Below are 24336 nucleotides of genomic sequence, written 5' to 3' on the forward strand. Positions count from 1 at the left end.
CAATAAATAATGAAGTAATTTTAAAAGGTTTTTGACGTGAATTTTTTGGCCATTGATGCCTCAACTGAAGCTTGTTCAGTCGCAATTAAATATAATGATAAACAGTTTAGTGAATATGAACTGTGTCCTCAGTCTCATAGCTTGCGTTTACTGCCGATGATCGACAGCGTGTTAAAGCAGGCGAACGTTAAATTAACTGAGCTTGATGGTATTATTTTTGGCCAAGGGCCGGGGAGTTTTACCGGCGTACGAATTGGAATTGGTGTTACTCAAGGATTAGCATTTTCTGCAGAGCTTTCTGCACGGGGAGTGTCTACTTTACAAGCGATGGCTCAGCAAGCTTTTGATGAAAAAGGCGAGGGCAAAGTTATCGCCGCAATAGATGCCCGCATGTCAGAAGTTTATACTTGTTACTTCGAAGTTGATGAACAAGGGATTATGCAACCGAAAACTGAAGAAACGGTGCTAAAACCTGAGTTTGTTGCTCAATATTATCAAGACCTAGCTATACCCGCTTATGGTGTTGGCACAGGGTGGGATGCTTACCCTGAATTAACCGCCTTAAAATCAAATGCTGATTCGCCTGAAATTTTGTTTCCAACTGCTTTGGCTATGTTAACACTTGGGCAAGTGGATTTTTCACAACACTGTGTTGATGCAGAAAATGCACAGCCAAAGTATGTGCGCGATACTGTTTCATGGAAAAAGCTACCAGGAAGGTAATGCTTAGTTATTTTGATATTGTCTAGCTGACTAGGATTAAAATACACAAATTTTACCACTACACCTTAACATGCGCGATTGGAAGCATATTAAGGTGTTTGACAATATACGATATGTTTAACGACATAAAAAATTGATTTCACCTTGACGATAAATTTGTTAAATTAGTAGGATGCAAGTTAATAATACCGCCAATTTAGCTTCCCAAGCTGCGCTAGCACTTGGAAATAGCAACTCTGTACCTGCTCAAGAGCAGCGTACTCGAGCACTTGCGCGCGAAACGCTTAGCAATGAAGAAAGTCAAACCCAAAAGTCACAAGCTGACATTGATAGCCGACAACGTTTAGATATTGATGACCAAGCGATTGCGCTTATTGAGCGCGAACAGTTGTCACAATTTGAAAGTCGCAACAACTCTCAGCGAAGTAGTCAGCAAGGTGGGCAATCAAACAGCTATAATAGCGGCTATGATTCACCCTCGAATCAAAATCAATCGGCAGTAGCGGCTTATCAGTCCGTTGATGCAATTGCCCAACGTGATAATATTCAACAAATTTTTGGCGTTGACTTATTTGCCTGATTCATCGGATAAAAAATACCGCTCATCCACAGATAAAACCACCAAAAGCTTGAGCCATAAATTCCAATTTTGGTTGATGTTTTTAACGGCGGTAATTATTTTACAGTTACCTTTTATTTCCATACCCTTTAAATGGTTAGAAAGCTATTTCCATGAGATTAGCCATGGTTTAACTGCGCTATTAACCGGCGGAAGTATTATACAAATTCAATTGTTTCCTAATGGCGCTGGATTATGTACAACTCGTGGCGGCTCAGCTTTTTTTATTAGCTTAATGGGTTACGGTGGCGCAATATTGTGGGGCAGTTTACTATTCTACTTAGCGTCAAGTCATCGCAGAATTGCCCAGATTTTTTCTATGTTGCTAGTCGGTCTACTCGCCAGTAGTATATTATTGTGGGTTCGCGATTTATTAACTTTATTCATTGTTTTAGTTTTGCTTGTTTTAGTGCTGGCGCAAATAAAGTACTCTTCACAAAAGTATCTGCAAAAGTTCTTACAAGTTACGGGTTTATTAGTATTAATTAATAGTTTAATGAGTCCACTTTATTTACTTGATGGCCAAGCTCGAGGCGACGGTGCAGCTTTAGCTGATATCACTTATATTCCAGAAATAATTTGGGTTGTTATTTGGTTTTCAGCTGCATTGCTGGCCACCTATAAACTCAGTAAAATATCATTTCGCAGTACACGTTAGCTTTAGAACACCATTATTTTTATTTAAAACAAGCTATCGCTCTGTCGGCTTATTAAAGGATTTTCATGCCAACTTCTCACATATTTAACACAGTAGAATTCGATGTTAACGGCCGAAAAATTAGTGGCATAAGTAATGGTAATGAGCAGGGGGCGTTGCTTTTATGTTTGCATGGTTGGCTCGACAATGCTGCCAGTTTTCAACCACTGATGCCGTACTTATCACACTATCATGTAATCGCTATTGATTGGCCTGGGCATGGGTTATCTGTTCACCGCAGCGAAGATGCACATTATCATTTCTTAGATTGGGTCTATGACTTAATTGCTTTGTTTCGCTCACAGCAATGGCAAGCTATTGATTTGCTTGGTCACTCAATGGGAGGAATGGTAGCGACTGCCTTCGCAGCAGCATTTCCTGAACATGTGAAGTCATTAACCTTAATTGACGCTATCGGACTTTTAACTTCAGCCGAAACCACCACAACAACACAATTGCGCAAAGGATTATTAAGTCGATTATCCCGCGGCACTAAAGCTAAAAAATATCATACTAGTCTCGAATCTGCTGTTGAGGCAAGGGTATTGGTATCGGATTTAAGCCAAGAAAATGCTGCACTAATCGTTAATCGAGGTATTGAGGAAACAGCAGCAGGTTTTAGCTGGCGCTCAGACAGTCGTTTACGCACTATTTCGACGTATCGATTTACCATGGCACAAGCACAACAACTTGTTGCGGATATAAATATACCTGTGCAATTGCTTTATGGCAGCAAAGGTATGGATATGGTAACTAAAGGGCTAAAACATTTTAGTCCGTTGTTTAAAAATCTACAAAAGCACAAATTGATAGGCGGGCATCATGTTCACATGGAACAACCCGAGCAGGCTGCTATGCTATTAAATACGTTTATTCAACAGGTAGAGCAAGAACAAGCGTAATTCCATAGCTATAAGTTATTTAAAGGTAAATTTTATATTCAGTTCAACTATAATAACGAGTCTAAATTCCAGTTAATTTAAACAAGTGTTTAAATTAACTGGATCGACCAGTGAAAATTTGATAAAACGTATCATTAAATAAAGAATAAAAATTTAAAGAGGAAAGGTACTGTGGAAAAAATTTGGCTTGAGAAGAGTTATCCTCCCGGCGTTCCATTTGAAATTGATCCTGATAAATACGCTTCAATTGTCGATATGTTCCATAAATATACTAAGGTTTATGCCGATCGTGCTGCCTTTATTAATATGGGTGCGGAAATTAGTTATACTGAACTTGCTGAACAAGCCGCTGCATTTGCTGCCTATTTACAACAGGACTTAGGTTTAGTTAAAGGTGATAAGTTTGCCATTATGGTTCCAAACTGTTTGCAATATCCTATTGCACTCTTTGGAGCCTTGTTAGCCGGCTTAACTGTTGTAAATGTTAACCCGCTATACACTGCACGTGAATTAGAGCATCAATTAAAAGATTCGAATACTAAAGCGATTTTGATTATTCAAAACTTTGCCAGTATTTTGGAAAAAGTGATTGATAAAACGCCTGTTGAAAAAGTTATTTTAACTTCACTTGGTGATCGCTTAGGCACAGTAAAAGGTGCGATTGTTAATGGCGTTGTTAAATATATCAAAAAAATGGTGCCCGCCTTTAATCTCAACAATGTTGAACACTTTAATAAAGCGTTAGCGAAAGGGAGCAAATTAACTTTTAGCCCAGTTAAGCTTTGTGGCGAAGATTTGGCCTTTTTGCAATATACCGGCGGAACAACAGGTGTTTCAAAGGGCGCAATGTTAACGCATCGCAATATGGTTGCTAATTTAGAGCAAGCCAAAGCGGCGATTAAACCACAATTAGAAGAAGGTAAAGAGCTCGTTGTTACCGCGTTACCGCTTTATCATATCTTTGCTTTGACCGCGAATTGCCTGACCTTTATTACTTTAGGTGGTACAAATTTACTGATCACCAACCCACGTGATATGCCAGGGTTTGTCAAAGAGTTAGGAAAATATGACTTCACGGCGATTACCGGTGTAAATACTTTATTTAATGGTTTATTAAATACGCCAGGTTTTAGTGAGCTAGACTTTTCTAAGTTAAAGTTATCATTGGGCGGTGGTATGGCTGTTCAACGCCCGGTTGCTGAAAAGTGGGAAAGTGTCACGAAAACACGCTTGCTTGAAGGCTACGGACTGACAGAGTGCGCACCTTTAGTAACTTTATGCCCATACAACCAAGAACATTACAGTGGCACCATTGGCTTACCTGCATCCTCAACTGATATTCGTATTGTATTAGAAGATGGTAGTGAGGCCAAGATTGGCGAGCCAGGCGAAATGTGGGTTAAAGGCCCGCAAGTGATGAAAGGTTACTATAACCGTCAAGACGCTACCGATGAAATCTTAAAAGATGGCTGGCTAGCAACGGGCGATATTGCCTGCATGGACGAAAATGGCTTTTTCAAAATTGTTGATCGTAAAAAAGATATGATTATTGTTTCTGGCTTTAATGTCTTTCCAAATGAGATTGAAGAAGTGGTAGCGAGCCATCCTGGCGTATTAGAAGCAGCCGCGGTGGGTATTCCACATGAAGCAAGTGGTGAAATAGTCAAAATATTTGTTGTGCGCAAAGATCCTAAATTGACCGAGGCCGCGTTAATTAAACATTGTCGTGAAAACTTAACTAATTACAAAGTGCCTAAACTTGTTGAGTTTCGTGACGAGTTGCCAAAATCTAATGTCGGTAAAATCTTACGACGTGAACTGCGTTAAGTCTAGATTTGTTAGTTAGCTACACGTTAACGTTGAATAAAATAGGCCAACAATTGTTGGCCTATTTTATGTTCAGGCCGTTCCTAGCCATCTCGGTAATTGCTCCTGCATTACTCTAATGACTTACATCCATGTAAGAACATGGCTTCACGGCATTAGTGCATCCATGCACGTCGCCGTTCCTAGCCATCTCGGTAATTGCTCCTGCATTACTCTGATGACTTACATCCATGTAAGAACATGGCTTCACGGCATTAGTGCATCTCGGTAATTGCTCCATGCATTACTCTAATGACTTACTTCCCTGTAAGAACATGCACGTCGATGAACGGTCAGTTTTTTTGACCCAGAGAAAAACTAGGAACCAAACTTAACCCAGTTGCTTGATCACTATTGTGCGTTCAATCTTTGACCGTTAATTGCTTTACTATCGTCTGCCATCAAATATACGTAAAGTGGCATAATATCTTCTGGAGAGGCGATAGTCGCTTTGTTCTCGGCAGGGTAAGCAACTGAGCGCATATTTGTATTTGTGCCGCCTGGATTAATGGCGTTAGTTCTAAGGACACTATTATCGTACTCATCAGCAATAACTTGCATCATGCCTTCTGTAGCAAATTTAGAAACGCTATAAGCACCCCAGTAAGCCTTACCTTTATTACCCACACCTGAAGAAGTAAATACTAGTGAAGAGCTTTTAGATTTTAATAGTACAGGTAACAATGCTTGTGCTAATAAAAACTGCGCATTAACGTTAACTTGCATGACGTCTTGCCAAGTTTGTTGATGAATTTGGTTGAATGGTGTCAACTCGCCTAATATTGAAGCATTAAGTAGCGCGCCATCTAATTGGCTAAATTGATTCTCTATTGTGGCGGCTAAATCGATATAATTTTGTTTCGTCGCGCCTTTTAAATCCAGAGGGACGATGGCAGGTTCAGGATAACCTTTGGCTAGAATATCATCATAAACCGCTTCGAGCTTTGCAACGGTTTTACCTAATAAAATAACCGTAGCGCCTAATTCCGCATAAGTTAATGCTGCTTGGCGGCCAATACCTGCACCTGCACCGGTAATTAGAATGGTTTTGTTCGCTAAAATCTGTGGTGTTATTGCGTAGTCAAACATATGAATAATTGCTGAAAAAGTTTGTTAATAATTCTACTACTTTCACCACTATGCTGACGAGTGTTTTTCGTTAGAATTCTCCATTTGCAGAACAAAACTGTGAATAAATCAAAAAATCACTAGCACTTGATCTATTCTTGAGTTAAGTTTAACTGGTCGAACAAGTTGATGCTAATCTTAGGATAAGTATAAAAATCAACGATAATTAAGAATAATAAATATATGCTTGGAAAATAACTAAGTTTATAAAAATAAAGACTAGACCGTGGGGAGATAAAATGAAAAAGCTAGTACTCAGTCTCGCAATAGCCAGTACCTTAGGGTTAAGTGCTTGTGGCGACGAAACTATACAAGATGTTGAAAAAGAAGTTGTTGAAAACGGCTCAGCTGTTACGGCAACAGCTCGCGTTAAATTCGATCCAGCAGCGGGTGCTGCAGGACTTTCAATTCCGAATGATTTAATTTTCTCAGGCACTGTTGACGGCACTTTAGAAATACCTGTTGACGACCCAACTGATGGCTCAGATCCTTTTGTTGCTATCAGTGCCCTTGACGGTTGGTCTATTTCCCAACCTTTTTCACTGGGTATTGAATTCCCAGCTGGTACTTCCTTAGATGGCAGCAGTGTTTCTGATCCTGCGTCAGTAAGAATTTTTGAAGCCGTTATGGGCGGAAATGCTAACGACAGTGATTGTACAGCTGTGACACGTGGACTTGCTTGTAAAATTGTTGGAGAACTAACATTTGGACAAGATTTCGTCACGCAAATGTCTGCCGATGGCATTAGTGTTGCTGTGATACCGATGCAACCGCTAAAAGCTGAAACCACTTACATTATGATGATGAGCAATAATCTTCGTGATAATAATGGTAAAGCTATCGCAGGTTCTAGTACTTATGAATTAGCACGCCAAGATATTAACACCTTACCGTTAGGTAATGAGTCACAATTAGGCCTACAAGCCGCTATTAACAGCTACGAAGCTGCACTTGTTGCTGCGGGTGTTGACAGCGACACTATTATTTATAGTGCAGCGATGACGACTCAGTCTACAACACGAGTATTAAGCACCGTTAAGTCATTGATGGCAGCGGGCGTACCGCAAATGGTCGCTAATGCACAGTCAGGTAATCCTGCCATTGGTGTTCAAGATACCGGTATCTCAGTGGCTACAGTTCTAACGGGTTTGATTCCCGCTAACCTAATACCATTTTATTCTGCGGCTAACTATATTCGTGGTTCAATAACACTGCCTTACTATTCTGGTGTGCCTTCTGCAGAAAACCCATTAGCACCGGTTAATGATTGGTGGCGTGCACGTTGTGATTCAGGTGCAACACTTGCTGGTTTAGCAGCTGCAAACCCAGCGGCAATTCCTGCAGGACCGTTAGATGCAAATGATGGCTTTTGTATGAACTTTGGCTTACGTGATTTAAGCTCAGTAATGGCGATTGATACTGAACGTAACTTAACTAAGTTCAACCCAATTCCAGCAACAAGTGCAATGTTGCCCATTGACGTACAAATGACTACGCCAGATTTAGCTTGGGCTAACCCTGTGCGTGCTAACATGGGATTACCAGCGCTAGAAGAGCCTGAAAATGGCTGGCCAGTAGCCATGTTAGTGCATGGTATTACATCGACTAAAGAACAAATGTTACCGATTACAGGCATACTATCAGTATTTGGCATCGCCACTATTGCGATTGATCAGCCTCTACATGGTAGTCGTGGTTTTGATTTAAACGGTGATGATGTTGACGATATTAATACCAGTACTGTATCGACATTACATTATGTAAACTTGGGCAGCATGTTAACCATGCGTGATAATACCCGTCAAAGTACAGCTGATTTATTAGGTTTACGTCTAGGCATGAACTTTTTAGGCGGTGCACATGTTGAAGGGAATCCGATCAAAATAGATAGCTCGAAAGTGCATCTTTTAGGTCATTCATTAGGCGGCATCTACGGCATGAATACCGTAGGTTTAGCTAATACTGAGTTAAATCCGCAAATCGATGGCTTGTTTAAGATTGCCAGTACGTCTTTAGCTATGCCAGGACTAATGCTAGCTAACTTCGGTATTGATTCTCCTGCATTTGAAGGTTTAGCTAAATCGAATCTTACCTTGCAGTTATCACCCGAGTTCAAAGCGGCGGTTGATGCAACTTTACCTGCTAATTATAGCCAAAGCGAATTGAGTGATTTCTATTTTGTATTTTATAACAGTTTAACTGCTGAGCAAAAAGCAACATTGGATGGTGGTTTTGCACAATTTACTTTTGCAGCGCAAACCGTGACAGATTCTGGAGATCCTATTGCTTATGTTCAAACATTAGCTGCGACTGAAACACCAACGCACTTAATAGAAGTAGTAGGTAATGGTGGTGATAACTTACCAGACCAAACGGTAACTAATAGAGCGCCGTTTACGCCTATGGGGGGTACTGAACCTGCAATTGCTTTCCTTGGACTGCAAGGCGTTAGCGAAACAACTTCAGGCTCAGGTGCGGTAAGGTTTATTCATGGTCATCATAGTTCAATACTTGACCCTCGCCCAGATGCTGCAGGTGCTTCTCAAGATGCTGAATTAAGCGCACGAGCAACGCAAGAAATGCAAACGCAAGTCGCAACATTCTTCGCGAGTATGGGACAATTGATTACAATAACGGATGCTGCTGTTGTAAAACAAGACTAAGCTTAGCTTAAGTCTAAAAGCCCTCTTTTGAGGGCTTTTTTATTTGTGCTGATTTTTACGGTTAACTTTTTCGAATAATTTAATCGTTAACCTTTATTTATTAACTATTTCCCCCATATTGTTAGATAGAATAATCTTTAAAATTAATACATAACAGTAAAGTTAACCTAAGTTAACTTACCAGTTAGGAGAGAAACATTGGAATTTTTGTATGAATACGGCTTGTTTTTAGCAAAAGCCATCACATTTGTTATAGCCGTAATTGCTATTATTATTGCCATCGCGTCGTCAGCAATGAAACAAGGCGGTAAAAAAGGTGAGTTAGAAATCACGGACTTGTCAGAGCAATATACTGAAGTAGAGGAAGATATTACTCATCATTTATTATCTAAAGAAGAGTTAAAAGAAAAAGAGAAAAAAGATAAAAAAGCTGAAAAAGAGCAAGCAAAAATAGCGAAGAAAGCCAGTAAAGACGAAAGTGAAGAAAAAACCGTTACACCGCGTTTATTTGTTGTAGATTTTAATGGCAGTATTGATGCGAAAGAAGTTGGTTCGTTACGCGAAGAAATTAGCGCAATATTAACTGTAGCTCAGCCAACTGATGAAGTTTTTGTGCGCTTAGAAAGTGGCGGCGGCATGGTACATGGCTATGGCTTAGCAGCGTCGCAACTTGATCGTGTTCGTCAAAAAAATATTCCATTAACCGCATCTGTTGATAAAGTAGCAGCAAGTGGCGGCTACATGATGGCCTGTGTCGCTAATAAAATAGTGTCGGCACCGTTTGCCATTATTGGTTCTATTGGTGTTATTGCTCAAGTGCCAAATTTTCATAAGTTATTAAAGAAAAACGATGTCGACTTTGAACAGTTCACTGCCGGTGAGTTTAAACGCACTGTGACTATGTTTGGTGAAAACACGGAGAAAGGTCGTGAGAAGTTTGTTGAAGAACTTGAAGAAACTCATGTGTTATTTAAGAACTTTGTCAGTGAACATCGTCCAAGTCTAGATATTGCTAAAGTAGCAACTGGTGAGCACTGGTTTGGCACACAAGCTAAGGATTTAGGGCTTGTTGATGAATTAGAAACCAGTGACGATTATCTGCAAGCGCGTTGTAAATCTCATAAAATAGTACAAATTAAGTATGCAACGAAAAAAGGCTTAGCTGAAAAGTTTTCAAAAGCGGCGTCTTTATCGTTTGATGCTATCATCAGTAAGGTTTGGCAAAATAACCGGATTTTTCCAGGTTAAGCGCTTTATCCATATTAAGTAAATGCAGGTGACGTAATAGCAATGGATAACAGTTTTTGGCATAAATGTTGGGAGCGCAACACACTGGGATTCCACCAGCGTGACGTGCACCCTTTGTTATCTCAATACTTTGAACAATTGACACTGCCCTCAGACCGGCATGTATTCGTGCCGTTATGCGGTAAAACGCTTGATATGGCGTATTTAGCAAGGTTTATGCAAGTTACAGGCAGTGAATTAAGTGACATTGCCTGTAAAGACTTCTTTCTTGAAAATAACATTGAGTACCAAAAGCAGACTTTAGGTGCATTCGAGCAATATTCTTGCCCACAGCTTTCATTACTTCAAGGTGACTTTTTCCAGCTTTCTTCAAAGGCAGTTGACAGCATAGATTGGATATATGATCGTGCAGCGTTAATTGCGCTACCAGCGTCTATGCAACAGCAATATGTTGAGCACTTAAAAACGTTTTTCTCGGCGCAAACGCGGTTGTTTTTAGTGACAGTAGAGTTTCCAAAAGAGCAGTTGAATGGTCCACCATTTGCCGTTACTGAAACTGATGTGAAAAGCCTGTTTTCAGGTTATAACATTGAATACATTGCGAAGAATGAGATTAAAGATAAGCAATTTGCGCAGCGGACATTTGAGGTCGATTACTTGCTTGAAAAGCTTTATATCATTTCACTCGAGAATTAAATGTTTGTTTGAGGTATGAGCGCAGTTAATGTGCAGGTTGGCTGGTGATTAACTGGTGAAGGTAGTTGGAAGTTGTTAATAACAAAAAAGGTGCCATCGAGCACCTTTTTTATTGCCAGTATTCTTGCTTACTCAGCAAGTGATATACTCTTGTTGATGTTTTCTATGCTTTTATTTGTGTGTACACGGTTCATTGTAACTTGAGCGCGAGCCGTTTTTTCGATAGGGTTAAACGCTATCGTATTTAATTTAATTGATTGTGCTAAATGCAGTTTAGTTGTTTCAATAAGCTCAACAGCGTTGATTGCTTGGGTTTTAACTAACTGAGTAGCGTGGCTGCTATTTGCCATTAAAGCGAGCATAGCGATGGTTGATAATTTAATAATGTTTTTCATAAGTCACCTGTAATAAAACGTCAATAGTATTTATAGATGTTTTGGGACTCTTTCTTTTCAATTGCAAACAAGGGTTGGGAGCCTGTTTGATTATTACCGATTATTTCGGGGTAAAGATGAAGTCCTTCATCTATGGTGGGTATACTACGGTAATACTGGTAAATTTTAAAATGACTAATTATAATGTCATTCATTAGAAAAACTAATCCGACATAATTATGTCGATAATTTGATGGGTTATTCATAAATCCATTCATCAGCAACATGACTTAATAGGTGTATTTTGGCTAATAGACTCCCGCCACTTAATGCTTTAAGGGCTTTTGAAGCATCGGCAAGGCAGTTGAGTTTTACGCGGGCAGCTGAAGAGTTATTCGTCACTCAAGCTGCCATCAGTCATCAAATAAAAGCTTTGGAAGATAATTTAGGCATAAAATTATTTATGCGTAAAAATAGATCTTTGTTACTGACAGAAGAAGGTCAGTCATACTATCTCGATATTAAAGATGTTTTTAATGCGTTGCATGATGCTACCGAAAGACTGTTAGCTCGCGGTGAAAAAGGCGCTATAACGGTAAGCTTGCAACCCAGCTTCGCCATTCAGTGGCTAGTGCCTAGGTTAAACACCTTCAGCTTATTACACCCAGATATTGATGTGCGTATTAAAGCGGTAGATCAACCTGAAAATTCGCTTACTGAAGATGTAGATTTAGCCATATATTATGGTAGAGGTCGCTGGAAAGGCATTCATGCAGAGCAGTTACATACCGAATATTTGATCCCCGTTTGTTCTCCGCTATTATTAGCAGGTAATAAGCCCTTAGATAAAATTGAAGACTTAGCAAATCATACGCTGTTGCATGATACATCAAGAAGAGACTGGAAAAGATGGTTTAAGCATGTTGACGTCAGGGGAGGGAATGTCAATCATGGGCCAATTTTTAGTCACTCTGCTATGGTGTTACAAGCAGCTATTCATGGACAAGGCGTAGCGCTCGCCCATAGTGTATTAGCTAAACCTGACATTGATAGTGGTCGATTGGTTTGTCCATTCAAAGACGTTTTAATCAGCAAAAACTCTTACTACATTGTTTGTCGAGAGCAGCAACTTGAATTAGGTAAAATAGCTGCGTTTCGAGAATGGGTATTACAAACTGTGGCTGACGAGCAAACAATTATTGATGAAGGGCAGGTAGTGTGAGCAACAACAAATCTATTGAAACTAATGAGTTAACAGCAAATAACGAGATAAATATTAGCAGCGAACTAACTGTCGCAGAAGATGCGAAAGCATTAGTCATATTTGCTCATGGTGCTGGTGCAGATATGCATCATCAATACATAGAGGAACTTGTTCAGTTGATGAATGCTCAACAATTGAACGTCTTGCGCTTTAACTTTCCATTCATGGATAAGCGAAAACTTGACGGTAAAAGGAGGCCGCCTGATAGAATGCCCGCGTTAGTTGCTTGCTATCAGTCAATCCTTGCCAATATAACGACGACACTACCGATATATATTGCTGGGAAGTCTATGGGGGGAAGAGTAGCTGCCATATTGGCTGGAGATAAAGACTTGATGAAAGCTCATCTAATTCGTGGTGTTATTTGTTTAGGTTACCCGTTTCATCCGGTAAAAAAACCAGAGAAACTGCGTTTAGTGCCTCTGCAAGAAACTCAGCTGCCGGTGTTGATACTTCAAGGTCAAAGAGATGCACTCGGCAGTGAAATAGAAATAAATGAATATGAAGTATCTACCTACTGCCAGTTACATTTTTTTAATGATGGTGATCATGATTTAAAGCCACGGGTAAAATCTGGCTATAACTTAAAACAACATCAAAGTACTGCGGTGAATACAATGAGGCGTTTTATCGATGAAATTAATAACTGTTGCTAAACTACTGATGATATTTGTTGGTATCAGTGGTTGTTTTTCTGTATTATTCGGCGCTTGGTTAGCCCACGGTGGACAATCTCTACCTTTGGCGTCACAAGAACGACTAATGACAGCATTAACGTATCAATTTTTTCATACGTTAGCGCTTATGCTAACCATTATCTTATATAGGCTTCATTCCAAAGCTATGTTATTGATAGCAGGCATCTTGTTTGCCCTTGGCATCGTATTTTTTAGTGGTAGTTTGTATATCAAAACTTTATTCGATGTGTTGAGTATTGGGAAGTTGGCGCCCTCAGGCGGCCTGTCATTTGCACTTGCATGGCTATTGGTTGGATTTGCAGGTACTAAAATGTTTGATCAAAAGTTAGGTAATTAATCGTAATGACTGCAATAGTTTTATATTGTCGCCCCGGATTTGAAAAAGAATGTGGCGCAGAAATTCAAGAAAAGGCCTCATGGAATGAAGTTTATGGCTATTTAGAGCTAAGTAAAAACCAGGGTGTGGTTTATTTTCATTTAAATAAGCCGGAAGAGGGCGAGGCCTTAATGGAAAAAATTCCATTACGTCGACTTATTTTTGCTCGCCAATGGTTTGTTACTGTAACGGAAAAAATTGACTTACCGGACTACAATCGTGTTGAAGCTATTTTAGAAGCACTAAGCACCGATTGGCAATATGCTGATTTACGCATGGAAACACCTGACACCAACGACGGAAAAGAATTGTCGAAGTTTTGTCGGAAATTAGCGGTTCCATTGCGACAAGCACTGAGAAAAGAAAAAATACTCACCGAGAAAGGTAATAAAGATGGTGCGGTTTTACACGCGTTATTTTTATCGGGCAAAGAAGTTATATTTGGCTTTTCACTGGCGCGAAACACTTCACCGCACGTTATGGGTATTCCACGTTTAAAATTTCCTAATGCTGCGCCAAGTCGTTCAACATTGAAACTCGATGAAGCTTTTTTATATTTTATTCCTAAAGAAGAATGGGATAAACGTTTAACATCAGGTATGAATGCTGTTGATCTAGGCGCTGCACCGGGTGGTTGGACTTATCAGTTAGTGCGTCGTGGCATGATGGTAACGTCAATTGATAATGGACCAATGGCTGAGTCATTAATGCAAACAGGGCAAGTAAAGCATCGCACTATGGATGGCTTTAAATATGTGCCGCAAAAGAAGAACGTTTACTGGCTTGTATGCGACATGATTGAAAAGCCACAGCGCGTAGCAAAACTGATGAGCGAGTGGTTATTAAAAGGGCTATGCGAAGAAGCAATTTTTAACTTGAAACTGCCAATGAAAGGTCGTTATCAGCAAGTTAATGACGATTTACAAACCATGAAAGATGCATTTTCTCTGCACAACGTTAAGTACGAATTGTTTGCTAAACATTTATATTATGACCGCGAAGAAATAACGGTTCATGCAAGACTACTTTCACCTCCTCCTACAGATATTTAAGCTATATTTTAGTAAAAATAATCTGAATAAACGCCCTGGATTTTTATAAAGTTCGGGGCGTTTTATTATGTACCAAGTTGATTAACTAGCTGCTCATTTTTAAGGGGTAAAATGAAAAAATAGAACACTTAATTAATCAAATTGGTATAAAAAGTCTGGAACTCTTTAAATATCATCACCCATCGTTATCGCTTTCTAAGCTTTAAAGTGCATTCGATTATCCTGCCCATTTCTTTGTCTAAAAACTAGCTGGCTTACCATAAAAAATAGTAATGAGAAGGTCATTATTGTTAGTGACTTTGGTTCACTAACCGTTACAGCATTAGACACGCCTTGAATGAATACATTTTGAAATGCGATAGCTTCATTATCGCTATTGGTTTTAGCTTTCAGTTCAATTGTTAACAAGTTTCCAGCGTCTAAAATTGACGAAGAAAATGCGGTAAATTGATTGCTGAGTAATATTGAGTTTACTGTCATCGGATCGTTAAGGGTTTCTAAGCTATTATCTTCTAAGCGATAGCTTTGCACAGTGTTTACATCACTTACGCCTTGAAAAAGGCTCGAGAATGGATTGCTGTCGATACTATAGCGCCATTCGAACTTATCACTAGTTTCAAAATCGCCCATGGCAGCCATATCAATTGAAAACATTATTGCTGTTAGGTTGCTAATATCTACTTGCCATGTAGCTACAGCATCATCGCTAGGATTGTTTTGATTTACGGTATCCACAACGCCAAAAAATGCTTGTGTATTGGTACGAGTAATAACGCCTAAACTATCAGTGGTTGCTATGCCACTGTTATCTAACAACGCGTTAGGTATATTCAAATCGATATTTCGTTGATAAATTTGAAAGCCGTCTGCATTACTTGAAAAAGCATCTGTAAATGGATTGACGTAGCTAATGTGTGGTGAAGCGTTTGGGGTTAGTAAGTCATAATTTATGAGTGAAGCATTACTATTACTCACAAATAAAAAAGTGAGTATTATGGCTGAAATTTTTAATTGAAATTGATTCATAACAAAGTCCTTTTGTTTTAACCTGTTTGTGTGGATTCCTCTAAGATGTTTTCGCTTGAAATACAAAAGCGAGTAATTAACAGCATTAAATATAACGTCTTTAGATATAACTATTTAAAATATAACTACTTTCATCCTTGGAGCAGTTTAATATTGCAGTTTATATAGGACTATTTTTAACAAACAGTCTATAAAACTTTACATAGTATAGTGACGGTTTAAATAAATGCGAATTCAGTTTATTCACATTTTAACTGTATTTGGATTATTGTATGTTTTAGGGAAGCATCTAGACGCAATATACTCAGAAAACTAATTTACCCATATTTAGGCATGATTTACTCATGTTTAGGTATAGTTTAGGTATAGTTTAGGCATAAAAAAACCAAGCAACAAGGCTTGGTTTATTGATTTAACTGCTTGATATTTAGAAGTTAAATGTTTTTATAGACGCTCTAATACCGCTTGTGTGAAGTCTGAAGTACCATGTGTACCACCTAAATCACGTGTCGTGCGATCGCCTGATTCGATAACTTCAGTGATAGCGCGACGAATATTATCGGCTTTATCTGCCATGCCTAAATATTCTAGCATTTGTATAGCGGCTAAAATAACTGACGTTGGGTTTGCCAAGTTTTTACCTGCAATGTCGGGTGCACTACCATGAACAGCTTCAAATATTGCACAGCCATTACCAATGTTAGCGCCAGGTGCCATTCCTAGACCACCAACTAAACCAGCACATAGATCTGATAATATATCGCCAAATAGGTTAGTAGTAACAATGACATCGAACTGCTCTGGGTTCATTACTAATTGCATACAACAGTTATCTACGATCATTTCTGTTGATTCAATTTGTGGATAACGTGCAGCGACTTCACGGGCCACTTTAAGAAATAGACCTGATGTTGATTTTAGGATGTTAGCTTTATGAACAGCAGTAACTTTCTTACGACCTTCTTTTATAGCGGTTTCGTAAGCAAAAGTAACAATGCGTTCCGCACCTTCGCGGGTTACAAGGCTCATTGCTTCTGCATGATTGCCATCTTCTGAAACGGTTTGGCCAAGACCTGAGTACATACCTTCTGTATTTTCACGAATGGTAATGATATCAATGTTTTCGTAACGGGCTTTTGTGCCTTTAAATGACAATACAGGACGAACATTTGCATACAGTTGAAAGTGCTTACGTAATGTCACGTTAATTGAAGTAAAACCATCACCTACTGGCGTTGTTAATGGGCCTTTAAGCGCTATTTTATTTTTTTCAATCAGCGCTAAGGTAGACTCTGGTACTAAATCGCCATGATTCTCTAATGCTGTTAAGCCAGCGTCAGCATACTCATATTCAAAATTACAGCCCGCTTTATCAAGTACTTGGATCGTTGCATCTATAATATCTGGACCAATACCGTCACCTGGTATCACTGTTATGATTTGTTTTGCCATTGTTACATTACCTTTTGAGTATTACTTTTTTAGTGATGAGAATCGAGTGTAGTAGTACATATAAGACTACTGCCAACGGGTATAATTGATATGGCAGTTTTTATATCGACTCAACTGTGTTAATGCCTGTAATTATAGCAACTAATCGAAACAGTTAGTAAGTATTAACATTAAACTTTAGTCTTATTTATGGTGAGCGTCGGCTAATGAACACCTTGAATTTAAATCGTACTCAGGTTTGCATTATATTTATATTCTTCTAGTATTGTTGGTGTTGGCAACAACACCAAGCAGGATGCTGGGTTATGGATACTTCAGGATGAAGTGCGGTGGCATGGAGCCACTACAAGGACGAATAAAACAGGGAGTGTTGATCATGGATGATTTCCTCTGTTTTCCCCCACAAACTTTCTCTACACTTTATTAAGTTTTACGTTCCAAGGTAATAATGCGTTAATGTCGAGTGTTGAGTTGGTTAATTGCTCAAGGCAATGCATGAGATAATCAAACGGGACTAAATCATTCGCTTTTGCTGTTTCTATCATCGAGTAAAGCATCGCACTGGTGTTTGCGCCATTCGCGGTGTTTGAGAATAACCAGTTTTTTCGACCAATCACAAACGGTTTCACGGCACGCTCTGCACGGTTATTGTCGATACTTAGCTCACCATTTTCAATATAACGACTGAGTTTATGGCGTTGATTTTTACAGTATTGAATAGCCTTACCTAAGGCTGTTTTGGGTGGCACGTTGGCTTTTTCTAACCATTGATAAAACTGTACGAGTATAGGCTTAGCTTTTTCCTGGCGCTGTTGATACTTTTCCTGCGCCGTTTTATCTTTTATTTGTGTTTCTAATCGATACAGCTTTTGAATATGGCTCAGCGCCATATTCGCCTTACCTGTTTTTCCTTTTGGTTGTGCGATGTCTGCTTCTTTAAATTTTCGACGCGCGTGTGCCCAACACCCCGCGAGGGTTGCTTGCGTTTTTTCATAACCCGCATAGCCATCCACTTGCAAATAGCCCGTATATCCATTGAGATAATCAACCGGACATTGCCCCGCACGACTAGATTGATAATCAAAAAGCACAATATTAGGCACATCACTGTGCACAGGCGTATCACTGCCCGTGCAGTAGAGCCACATATAGCACTTAGCTTTATCTTCATTAATCACGTTAAGCGTGGTTTCATCCGCTTGAATAACATATTGCTGTAAGAGCGTTTTCTTTAACTGTTCATAAAGCGGCTTAAATAGTTCGCTGCATTTCATCATCCACTCGCTCATCGTCTGCCGGCTTAATGCAATACCGTATTGCTTAAACAAGCTTTCTTGGCGATAAAGCGGCAATGCATATTGATATTTACTGGTGATGATTTGACTTAACAATGACGGCGTTGCAAACCCTTTAGGTATTGGGCTGAGAGGGACACGTGCACTTTTAACGTGCGTGCTAACACCTTCTTTTTCACATGTTCGACAACTGTATTTGAGTCGTACATGCTCAATCACTTTAACTTTTGCCGGAATAAACTCAAGCTTCTCACTGCGCGATTCACCCATAGGATGCAATGACTCACCACAGCAGTCACAGGTCTTTTCTGTGTCGCTTAAATCATGAATTATAATTTCACGCTCAAGCGTTTTAGGGAGCTTTTGTCTCACCGGTTTTTTCTTAACAACTGCAGGGGTTGACTCAACCGTTGCTAAAACCTCATCAAGGACGACTTCGACTTCATTAAACAAATCACCTTGTGCAGGATGACCTTCACTTCGCACACCAAAGCGTTGCTGTTGAGCAAGGCGGAACTGCTCCTCCAGAAACTGCAATCTCGCGGCCTGGTTAGCTGATTGCTTACGCTCAGCCAACAGCATCGCTTTGAGCTGTTCAATGTTATTGGGTAAGGATTGCGCGTCATCATTCATGGACTTATTTTATCAATAAATCACACTAACTTGTTGGCTTTATTAAGATTATTTCGTGATCAATAAATGCTGCTTATGATCACATGTTATAAGGCAACCGTGTCATAACGAATAGCTTGATGTCCCAGCACATCAAAGCCGTTAAACAGCCAATGCAATTGCTGCTCAGATAAATCAAGTGATGTTGAAGTAAGTTTATTGGGCCATTTAAACTTGTCTTTTTCAAGCCGTTTATACCACAAAGCAAAACCGGTTTTATCCCAATACAACACCTTAAGTTTATCTCGCCCTTTATTGCAAAACACAAAGACGCTGCCGGTTAGCGGTGATACTTGCATTTGTTGTTCAACAATCATGACTAAGCCATTGATAGATTTTCTAAAATCAACGACGTTACGATAAAGATAGACCTCTGGCACATCAACAAACATTTTCATTGGGATAACCCGCTAAGTAACTTATCCATAATGGCCTGTGATGTACTACAAAGTAGCGGTAAATCAGCAAGTGGCATGATGAGTTTTATGTTTTGCATGAGCTGATTTATCAGCTGTATCGTGTGAAGGGAAATAATGTGGCCTTGGATGACGCTGCCTTCATCACGTTGTGTGAGGTCCATTTCGCTGTGCGTACAAAGGGATGCCTGATGTAAGTAAGTCAAGCGATTACATGGCGGTTTAGCTAAACCAAAGGTGTTTGTTTTATCAACGGGGTACTGGCAATCATTAAATACTTTGTGTGTCATAAGTTACTCCAAAATTAAATTGAAACAACTGTAAGGTGAAAAGCGACTAAATATAATGTGCTATTGGGCAGACGCTCACTATTTATGGGACAAATATGGATATATAACTGATTAATGATTACGTTAACTGGACCAATTCTGGAATTAAGGTGAAATGACTTTATTTTTAGGAGAGTGAGGGAATTATGACTATTTGTTATTTATCTTATTTTATAGCGAAGTCGTTGGTTTTTAGTGCTATTTAAAAGTAGATGATAATTAATGGATTGATAAAATCAAAATCAACGATAGGCTTTAGAGCGCTTAACCATAACTAGTCGGTGGCTTTAAATATTACTTCACTCATATGAGTTAATCAGTGCTAGTAAGCGTGAATAAACGCTACATTAAAACTCTTTAAATTGCTGGTAAGCTGTTTTACCAATGGCCGTTAAAATACCGTTAGTAAACAGTAATGCGGTACATTCATCTTGCGTTGTTATACCGTCAGACTTTACGTGTTGTGTACGGTAAAAGCTTACTTGGTAACTGCTTTCGTTGACTAACTTAGCTTCAGTAATATCAGGACTACCTAGTTGCTCGATAGCACTATTAAAGTTAAATTTTTTCAGTTCAAGTTTCGCTATAAATTGTCGATTATAGGCTTCTCGGTCTTCCCATTGCATTTTTGCTGGGCTGTCATCGTAAAAATTAACCACTAATGCGACAAATATGCCATATGCAATTAATGCGACTAATATTCTAGCAATAACTTTTTTATTCACTTTTATTCCTTGAACCTTGCTAATCGATGGTTTTATTATCATTCGTAATAACAGAAAGCTTATTTTTAGTTATTATTTTTTAGTGCGTTTAATGACGACATTACAAATGATAGTGATAGGGCGTAATGTTACCAGATTGTTAACTGCTGGCAAGTTCATTTTCATTAGGTAGTCTGATATCTTTTAAATTGAAGCCTAAAGGGATATCGATTTTTAACGTAAGTAATTTACGACTTAATGCAATTTGCTCATCATGTAGTGAGAGTTTTTCACTGATGCTACTTTTTAAATCCGTAGCACTAAGAATACTTTTAATTGAGCCGTACTGATTTAATAATTTGGAAGCCGTTACTTGCCCGATTCCGGCTACACCAGGTATTTTATTGGTGTTATCACCGGTTAATGTCCACAAGTCCATTAATTTATCTGGCTTTACACTAAACTTGTTAAGTACATATTCCTCGTCTAAATAGCGACGGTTAAAATAATCGTAAACCTTTATATTGGGGTTAAGTAGCGATAAAAAACATTTATCTGTAGATACTATAGTGACATTTTGTCCTCGTAAGGCGACTTTTATCGCTAAGGTAGCAATTAAATCGTCAGCTTCGTCAGCTTCTGATATTAAAGAATCAACGAAATTTTTCATAAAACGGTCCTGAATATCGGGTAATTTATCAGCCAAATGCTCAGGCATTTTTTTACGGCCTTTTTTATAATCAGGAAAAATATCATAGCGCCAACAAGGCGCTTGAGAGTCAAAAACGGCTAGGGCATGGCTGGGTTGTAATTGTTCTATTATTTTCTGCAAAGCTTGTTCACAGGCTTTGGCAGTATTAAACAGAACTTGTTGCTTGGTATTTTCAGCCAATTCATTATTTAATAAAAAAGGCCGTTCTTGAACCGCATAAATTCTTCTGATCAAATTTAATGCATCAATTAATACCAAGTGAACCGTCATAAGGCTTAACCTTCGATGACAGTATAACAAGGAACATATTTACTGCCAGGTAGCTTCATTCTTTGTTGTTGGACGAAAGAATTCAATAAAGTATCCATTAATGCCATTATTTTACTATCGCCACTGATTTCAAATGGTCCATTTTCTCGAATCGCTTTTATACCACTGGCTTTGACATTTCCTGCGACAATGCCAGAGAATGCGCGGCGTAAATTAGCCGCTAAAGACGCTATGCTTTGGTCGTAATGTAAGTTTAATGAAGCTATTTTTTCATGGGTTGGCTCAAATGGCTGTTGAAATTCAGCTTCAATAACCAATGACCAATTAAAATGATATGAGTCGCCAGTAAGTTTACGGTGTGCAACCACATCTTTGGTGGTTGATTTCAAGGTTTTTGCGACTTGTTCTGGGTCGTCAATAATAATTTTATAAAGTTGCTGTGCCGACTCACCAAGCGTTGCGCCAATAAACGTGTCAATTTGCTGGAAGTATTCAGCGCTTTCAATTGGCCCAGTTAAAATAATAGGTAATTTTTGTGATTGGTTTTTAGGATGTAGCATAATACCTAAAATATAAAGTAACTCTTCTGCTGTACCGGCACCACCGGGGAAAATAATTATACCGTGTGACATACGCACAAACGCCTCTAAGCGTTTTTCGATGTCAGGCATGATAACCAATTCATTAACGATAGGGTTTGGTGGCTCTGCGGCAATAATACTTGGCTCAGTTAACCCTATATAGCGACCAGTAGCGTTGCGCTGCTTAGCATGACCAAAGGTTGCACCTTTCATAGGTCCTTTCATCGCACCAGGTCCGCAACCTGTACAAATATTAAAACCCCTTAATCCAAGGTGGTAACCTACTTGTTTGGTATATTTATATTCAATACTATTAATGGAGTGTCCACCCCAGCAAGTGATCAAATTGGGTGAACTGTCAGGAATTATAGCGTTAGCGTTGCGCAGCATATCGAAAATAACATTAGTGGTACTGTCAACAGCATTTGAATTGTAACAATCACCAATAAATAATATATCGCGTAGCACTGCAGAAAGGTGTTCTTGTATACCTTTTATAATAACACCGTCAACAAAGGCATGTTTTGGCGGATTATCCAAAGCTAATTTCACGCCACGTTCGCGACGTAATACTTGAATTTGAAAGTCGAGGAATTGTTGATAAATATCCTCAGCATTATCGGTATGACTGCCAGCATTAAGTACGGCTAAAGAGCAATTACGATAGAGATTATAGAGTTCACTTGTTGCTGATTGTTGTAAGTGATCAACTTCTGCCTGAGACAGTAAGTTCATTTTTCCTACTGGGTTTACTTGAGTGTGCATAATTCAACTTCCTCGGTTTATTTACCCATATATCACTTTGTTCTTGCCTTCACTTTTTGCTCGATATAGCGCGGTATCAGCACGTTCAAATGCAGAATGAACAATGTCTTCTCGTTGAATTAACGTTACGCCGATAGATAGGGTAATACTGACTCGGGTACCTTTAAAGGTGAATGGTAAACTTGCCACCTTCTTGCGTAACATGTTGAGTTTGTTCATCACAGTAATTTTATCGTTGTCTTTAAAAATGATGACAAACTCTTCTCCGCCATAGCGGCTAATGAAGACATCTTTACCCATTACTTTTGTTAAGGTCTCTGCAATAACTTGTAACGTTTTATCACCAGCAGTATGACCAAAGGTGTCATTGATACGCTTAAAGTCATCCAAATCAATGACACTGATCGCTAAATCAAATTGTTTATGGTGAAACCGAACAAGTTCTTTTGCAAAGTATTCGTCAAATGAGGCTCTGTTAGCCAATTTAGTTAAGGCATCTTGGAAGCTTTTAGCTGTAACTTCTTGAATGCGCTTTTCAAAGATTTTACTTTGTTGCTCTAATTTTTCGACTTGTGCTGACATACTATTTAGCCTGTCATGCATTGTAGAACGCTGTTTATCTTCTAATTTTGCTTTATTTTGTAGGGTTTTCGCTATTTGTTGAATTTTATCATTAACATCGACTTTCATTTCAGTTAACGAACCTGCGTCGTTAATACCCATGCTAACTTCTTTTATTTTATCACTTAATTCTTGATTAATTTTAGCATGTTGTTCGCTGCATTCTGATGAACTAGAAATCGTTGCGGATACTGAGACTTGCACAGAGGTCAGCGTATCACTCAGCGTAGATAAAAACACTTTAGCTCGACTACGTTCGTGCTCTAAATCTTCAATCATAAAGTCGAAAACATTAAGGCATGTTGTCATTAATATTTGATTGGTGACTTGGCCGTGCAAACTAGATTTAATTTTGGAAATATCAGCTTTATGCTTTTTGGAAATAACTAGCGTATTTAAAATCGAGCTAAAACGCCCCAGTAACTCCTTCGGAGCACTTTGTTCAATAAGTGAACTCTTATCGAGGACTTCTTCAGTTTCAACGTTATTGATTTTATTAACCGCAACAGGTTTTTTAATATTCTGTGATTGTTCTGCGGGTAAATTGATCTGTTCATGAATAATGCTCTCATAGAAGGCTATGAACTCGCTCATCAACGGAATGTACTGAACTAATGAAGATTGGCTTTCCTCAGCTTGTGTGATCAGTGCTTGTAGTTGACGGCGACTCTGCATTGGGAAGTTTTTAACTTTTTGCAGACCCGTACCCGAATGATTTAATTGTTCATGTATCTGAATTCTATTTTTATCGTTTTTAAGAGAGTGCTGTCTTAGTAGCTTAGATACCGTATTAATATCTTTTTCTAGATCAGTGAAGCAGGTAGACGTTTTTAGGGTCGTTCGTAAATTAGCTAATTTATTATCAAGTAATATATCAGTACCTTTACAAGCTTGAGATAATTTACCAATAAAACCAGTTAATAGAATTGACTGTGCACTAAATTCGTTTTCTAGTTCACTTCGAGCGTTTATAGCGGAGTTAAGCCGAGACTTTAAATCTTTTATAGATTTTTCCGCAACAGAATTTTCGCTCATAAAAATCTTCCCTTAAATACGACACGATGAAAGTAGGCACTATTGGTGCTTTTTGAAATACAGCTTTAACATCAAGGATAAAGCCGTATTTTAGTATATGTTAATAATAAACATAACCGTATAAAAAGCTAGCAGAAGTGCATATCTAACAC

23 protein-coding genes are annotated in these 24336 nt (G+C 38.8%); 12 read left to right on the top strand and 11 right to left on the bottom strand.

All coding sequences use genetic code 11. From position 1 onward, the window contains the following. Positions 1-36: 36 nt before the first annotated feature. The 5 genes from tsaB to fadD all read left to right on the top strand — a co-directional run bounded on the left by tsaB (position 37) and on the right by fadD (position 4768). Positions 37-723, top strand: a complete 687-nt coding sequence (gene tsaB / locus A3Q33_RS15900) for a tRNA (adenosine(37)-N6)-threonylcarbamoyltransferase complex dimerization subunit type 1 TsaB (RefSeq protein WP_081180792.1) — start codon at positions 37-39, stop codon at positions 721-723. Between the two features lie 172 nt (positions 724-895). Further along, on the top strand, positions 896-1303 hold the full coding sequence (locus A3Q33_RS15905; protein WP_081180793.1) for a hypothetical protein: 408 nt from the start codon (positions 896-898) through the stop codon (positions 1301-1303). Continuing rightward, positions 1296-2000 carry a M50 family metallopeptidase gene (locus A3Q33_RS15910; protein WP_231295708.1) on the top strand — a complete coding sequence of 235 codons (705 nt, stop codon included), beginning with the start codon at positions 1296-1298 and terminating at the stop codon, positions 1998-2000. The genes A3Q33_RS15905 and A3Q33_RS15910 overlap by 8 nt, the downstream gene beginning before the upstream one ends. Before the next feature lie 65 nt (positions 2001-2065). Next, complete coding sequence (locus tag A3Q33_RS15915; RefSeq protein WP_081180795.1) at positions 2066-2941, top strand: alpha/beta fold hydrolase; 876 nt, start codon at positions 2066-2068, stop codon at positions 2939-2941. 171 nt (positions 2942-3112) lie between these two features. Continuing rightward, entirely contained in the window at positions 3113-4768 is a 1656-nt protein-coding gene (gene fadD, locus A3Q33_RS15920) for a long-chain-fatty-acid--CoA ligase FadD (RefSeq protein ID WP_081180796.1), read from the top strand. A gap of 390 nt (positions 4769-5158) precedes the next feature. Here fadD and A3Q33_RS15925 read toward each other — a convergent pair whose 3' ends face one another. Beyond that, positions 5159-5896: a YciK family oxidoreductase gene (locus A3Q33_RS15925; RefSeq protein WP_081180797.1), complete on the bottom strand. Its 738-nt coding sequence runs from the start codon at positions 5894-5896 to the stop codon at positions 5159-5161. Positions 5897-6174: 278 nt separating this feature from the next. Between A3Q33_RS15925 and A3Q33_RS15930 the strand changes: the two genes are divergently transcribed. The 3 genes from A3Q33_RS15930 (at position 6175) to A3Q33_RS15940 (ending at position 10542) form a co-directional block, all read left to right on the top strand. Next, positions 6175-8598: a VolA/Pla-1 family phospholipase gene (locus tag A3Q33_RS15930; protein ID WP_081180798.1), complete on the top strand. Its 2424-nt coding sequence runs from the start codon at positions 6175-6177 to the stop codon at positions 8596-8598. Positions 8599-8796: 198 nt separating this feature from the next. Next, entirely contained in the window at positions 8797-9846 is a 1050-nt protein-coding gene (gene sohB / locus A3Q33_RS15935) for a protease SohB (protein ID WP_081180799.1), read from the top strand. A gap of 42 nt (positions 9847-9888) precedes the next feature. Then, positions 9889-10542 (top strand): thiopurine S-methyltransferase, encoded by a 654-nt coding sequence (locus A3Q33_RS15940; protein WP_081180800.1) that lies wholly within the window; start codon positions 9889-9891, stop codon positions 10540-10542. A 128-nt stretch (positions 10543-10670) separates the two neighbouring features. Here the strand turns inward: A3Q33_RS15940 and A3Q33_RS15945 are convergent, their stop codons facing one another. Then, positions 10671-10937, bottom strand: a complete 267-nt coding sequence (locus A3Q33_RS15945; protein ID WP_081180801.1) for a hypothetical protein — start codon at positions 10935-10937, stop codon at positions 10671-10673. 283 nt (positions 10938-11220) lie between these two features. Here A3Q33_RS15945 and A3Q33_RS15955 point away from each other — a divergent pair, with 283 nt between their 5' ends. From A3Q33_RS15955 to rlmM, 4 genes are read left to right on the top strand one after another with little or no spacing between them, the layout of a single operon-like run. Beyond that, entirely contained in the window at positions 11221-12138 is a 918-nt protein-coding gene (locus A3Q33_RS15955; RefSeq protein ID WP_081180803.1) for a transcriptional regulator GcvA, read from the top strand. Continuing rightward, the gene (locus A3Q33_RS15960) at positions 12135-12836 is read left to right on the top strand and encodes an alpha/beta family hydrolase (protein ID WP_081180804.1); all 702 of its coding nucleotides are present in this window, start codon (positions 12135-12137) and stop codon (positions 12834-12836) included. The genes A3Q33_RS15955 and A3Q33_RS15960 overlap by 4 nt, the downstream gene beginning before the upstream one ends. After that, entirely contained in the window at positions 12814-13215 is a 402-nt protein-coding gene (locus A3Q33_RS15965; RefSeq protein WP_081180805.1) for a DUF423 domain-containing protein, read from the top strand. The genes A3Q33_RS15960 and A3Q33_RS15965 overlap by 23 nt, the downstream gene beginning before the upstream one ends. A gap of 5 nt (positions 13216-13220) precedes the next feature. Next, on the top strand, positions 13221-14306 hold the full coding sequence (gene rlmM / locus A3Q33_RS15970) for a 23S rRNA (cytidine(2498)-2'-O)-methyltransferase RlmM (RefSeq protein WP_081180806.1): 1086 nt from the start codon (positions 13221-13223) through the stop codon (positions 14304-14306). A gap of 195 nt (positions 14307-14501) precedes the next feature. On the opposite strand, the gene A3Q33_RS15975 is transcribed toward rlmM, so the two are convergent. From A3Q33_RS15975 to A3Q33_RS16015, 9 genes are all read right to left on the bottom strand, one after another. Further along, positions 14502-15332 (bottom strand): hypothetical protein, encoded by an 831-nt coding sequence (locus A3Q33_RS15975; protein ID WP_081180807.1) that lies wholly within the window; start codon positions 15330-15332, stop codon positions 14502-14504. Between the two features lie 444 nt (positions 15333-15776). After that, positions 15777-16784, bottom strand: a complete 1008-nt coding sequence (locus A3Q33_RS15980) for an isocitrate dehydrogenase (protein ID WP_081180808.1) — start codon at positions 16782-16784, stop codon at positions 15777-15779. A 413-nt stretch (positions 16785-17197) separates the two neighbouring features. Next, the gene (gene tnpC / locus A3Q33_RS15985) at positions 17198-18712 is read right to left on the bottom strand and encodes an IS66 family transposase (RefSeq protein WP_081177979.1); all 1515 of its coding nucleotides are present in this window, start codon (positions 18710-18712) and stop codon (positions 17198-17200) included. An 86-nt stretch (positions 18713-18798) separates the two neighbouring features. Next, the gene (gene tnpB / locus A3Q33_RS15990; protein WP_081177981.1) at positions 18799-19149 is read right to left on the bottom strand and encodes an IS66 family insertion sequence element accessory protein TnpB; all 351 of its coding nucleotides are present in this window, start codon (positions 19147-19149) and stop codon (positions 18799-18801) included. After that, positions 19146-19457: a hypothetical protein gene (locus tag A3Q33_RS15995; protein ID WP_081177983.1), complete on the bottom strand. Its 312-nt coding sequence runs from the start codon at positions 19455-19457 to the stop codon at positions 19146-19148. The genes tnpB and A3Q33_RS15995 overlap by 4 nt, the downstream gene beginning before the upstream one ends. 386 nt (positions 19458-19843) lie before the next feature. After that, complete coding sequence (locus tag A3Q33_RS16000; protein WP_081180809.1) at positions 19844-20221, bottom strand: DUF3192 domain-containing protein; 378 nt, start codon at positions 20219-20221, stop codon at positions 19844-19846. Positions 20222-20360: 139 nt separating this feature from the next. Further along, complete coding sequence (gene xni, locus A3Q33_RS16005; protein ID WP_081180810.1) at positions 20361-21182, bottom strand: flap endonuclease Xni; 822 nt, start codon at positions 21180-21182, stop codon at positions 20361-20363. A 5-nt stretch (positions 21183-21187) separates the two neighbouring features. Next, positions 21188-22528 carry a nucleotide 5'-monophosphate nucleosidase PpnN gene (gene ppnN, locus A3Q33_RS16010; RefSeq protein WP_081180811.1) on the bottom strand — a complete coding sequence of 447 codons (1341 nt, stop codon included), beginning with the start codon at positions 22526-22528 and terminating at the stop codon, positions 21188-21190. Positions 22529-22549: 21 nt separating this feature from the next. Further along, positions 22550-24184: a GGDEF domain-containing protein gene (locus A3Q33_RS16015; RefSeq protein WP_081180812.1), complete on the bottom strand. Its 1635-nt coding sequence runs from the start codon at positions 24182-24184 to the stop codon at positions 22550-22552. Between the last annotated feature and the right edge of the window lie 152 nt (positions 24185-24336).

It is taken from the genome of Colwellia sp. PAMC 21821 (genome assembly GCF_002077175.1).
Lineage (GTDB): Bacteria > Pseudomonadota > Gammaproteobacteria > Enterobacterales > Alteromonadaceae > Cognaticolwellia.

Bases quoted from the DNA above. Each gene is read 5' to 3' on its own strand.
- A3Q33_RS15905 (WP_081180793.1), top strand. From the start codon at position 896: ATGCAAGTTAATAATACCGCCAATTTAGCTTCCCAAGCTGCGCTAGCA.
- A3Q33_RS15915 (WP_081180795.1), top strand. From the start codon at position 2,066: ATGCCAACTTCTCACATATTTAACACAGTAGAATTCGATGTTAACGGC.
- A3Q33_RS15925 (WP_081180797.1), bottom strand. From the start codon at position 5,896: ATGTTTGACTACGCAATAACACCACAGATTTTAGCGAACAAAACCATT.
- A3Q33_RS15930 (WP_081180798.1), top strand. From the start codon at position 6,175: ATGAAAAAGCTAGTACTCAGTCTCGCAATAGCCAGTACCTTAGGGTTA.
- A3Q33_RS15940 (WP_081180800.1), top strand. From the start codon at position 9,889: ATGGATAACAGTTTTTGGCATAAATGTTGGGAGCGCAACACACTGGGA.
- A3Q33_RS15945 (WP_081180801.1), bottom strand. From the start codon at position 10,937: ATGAAAAACATTATTAAATTATCAACCATCGCTATGCTCGCTTTAATG.
- A3Q33_RS15965 (WP_081180805.1), top strand. From the start codon at position 12,814: ATGAAATTAATAACTGTTGCTAAACTACTGATGATATTTGTTGGTATC.
- rlmM (WP_081180806.1), top strand. From the start codon at position 13,221: ATGACTGCAATAGTTTTATATTGTCGCCCCGGATTTGAAAAAGAATGT.
- A3Q33_RS15975 (WP_081180807.1), bottom strand. From the start codon at position 15,332: ATGAATCAATTTCAATTAAAAATTTCAGCCATAATACTCACTTTTTTA.
- A3Q33_RS15980 (WP_081180808.1), bottom strand. From the start codon at position 16,784: ATGGCAAAACAAATCATAACAGTGATACCAGGTGACGGTATTGGTCCA.
- tnpC (WP_081177979.1), bottom strand. From the start codon at position 18,712: ATGAATGATGACGCGCAATCCTTACCCAATAACATTGAACAGCTCAAA.
- tnpB (WP_081177981.1), bottom strand. From the start codon at position 19,149: ATGAAAATGTTTGTTGATGTGCCAGAGGTCTATCTTTATCGTAACGTC.
- A3Q33_RS15995 (WP_081177983.1), bottom strand. From the start codon at position 19,457: ATGACACACAAAGTATTTAATGATTGCCAGTACCCCGTTGATAAAACA.
- xni (WP_081180810.1), bottom strand. From the start codon at position 21,182: ATGACGGTTCACTTGGTATTAATTGATGCATTAAATTTGATCAGAAGA.
- ppnN (WP_081180811.1), bottom strand. From the start codon at position 22,528: ATGCACACTCAAGTAAACCCAGTAGGAAAAATGAACTTACTGTCTCAG.
- A3Q33_RS16015 (WP_081180812.1), bottom strand. From the start codon at position 24,184: ATGAGCGAAAATTCTGTTGCGGAAAAATCTATAAAAGATTTAAAGTCT.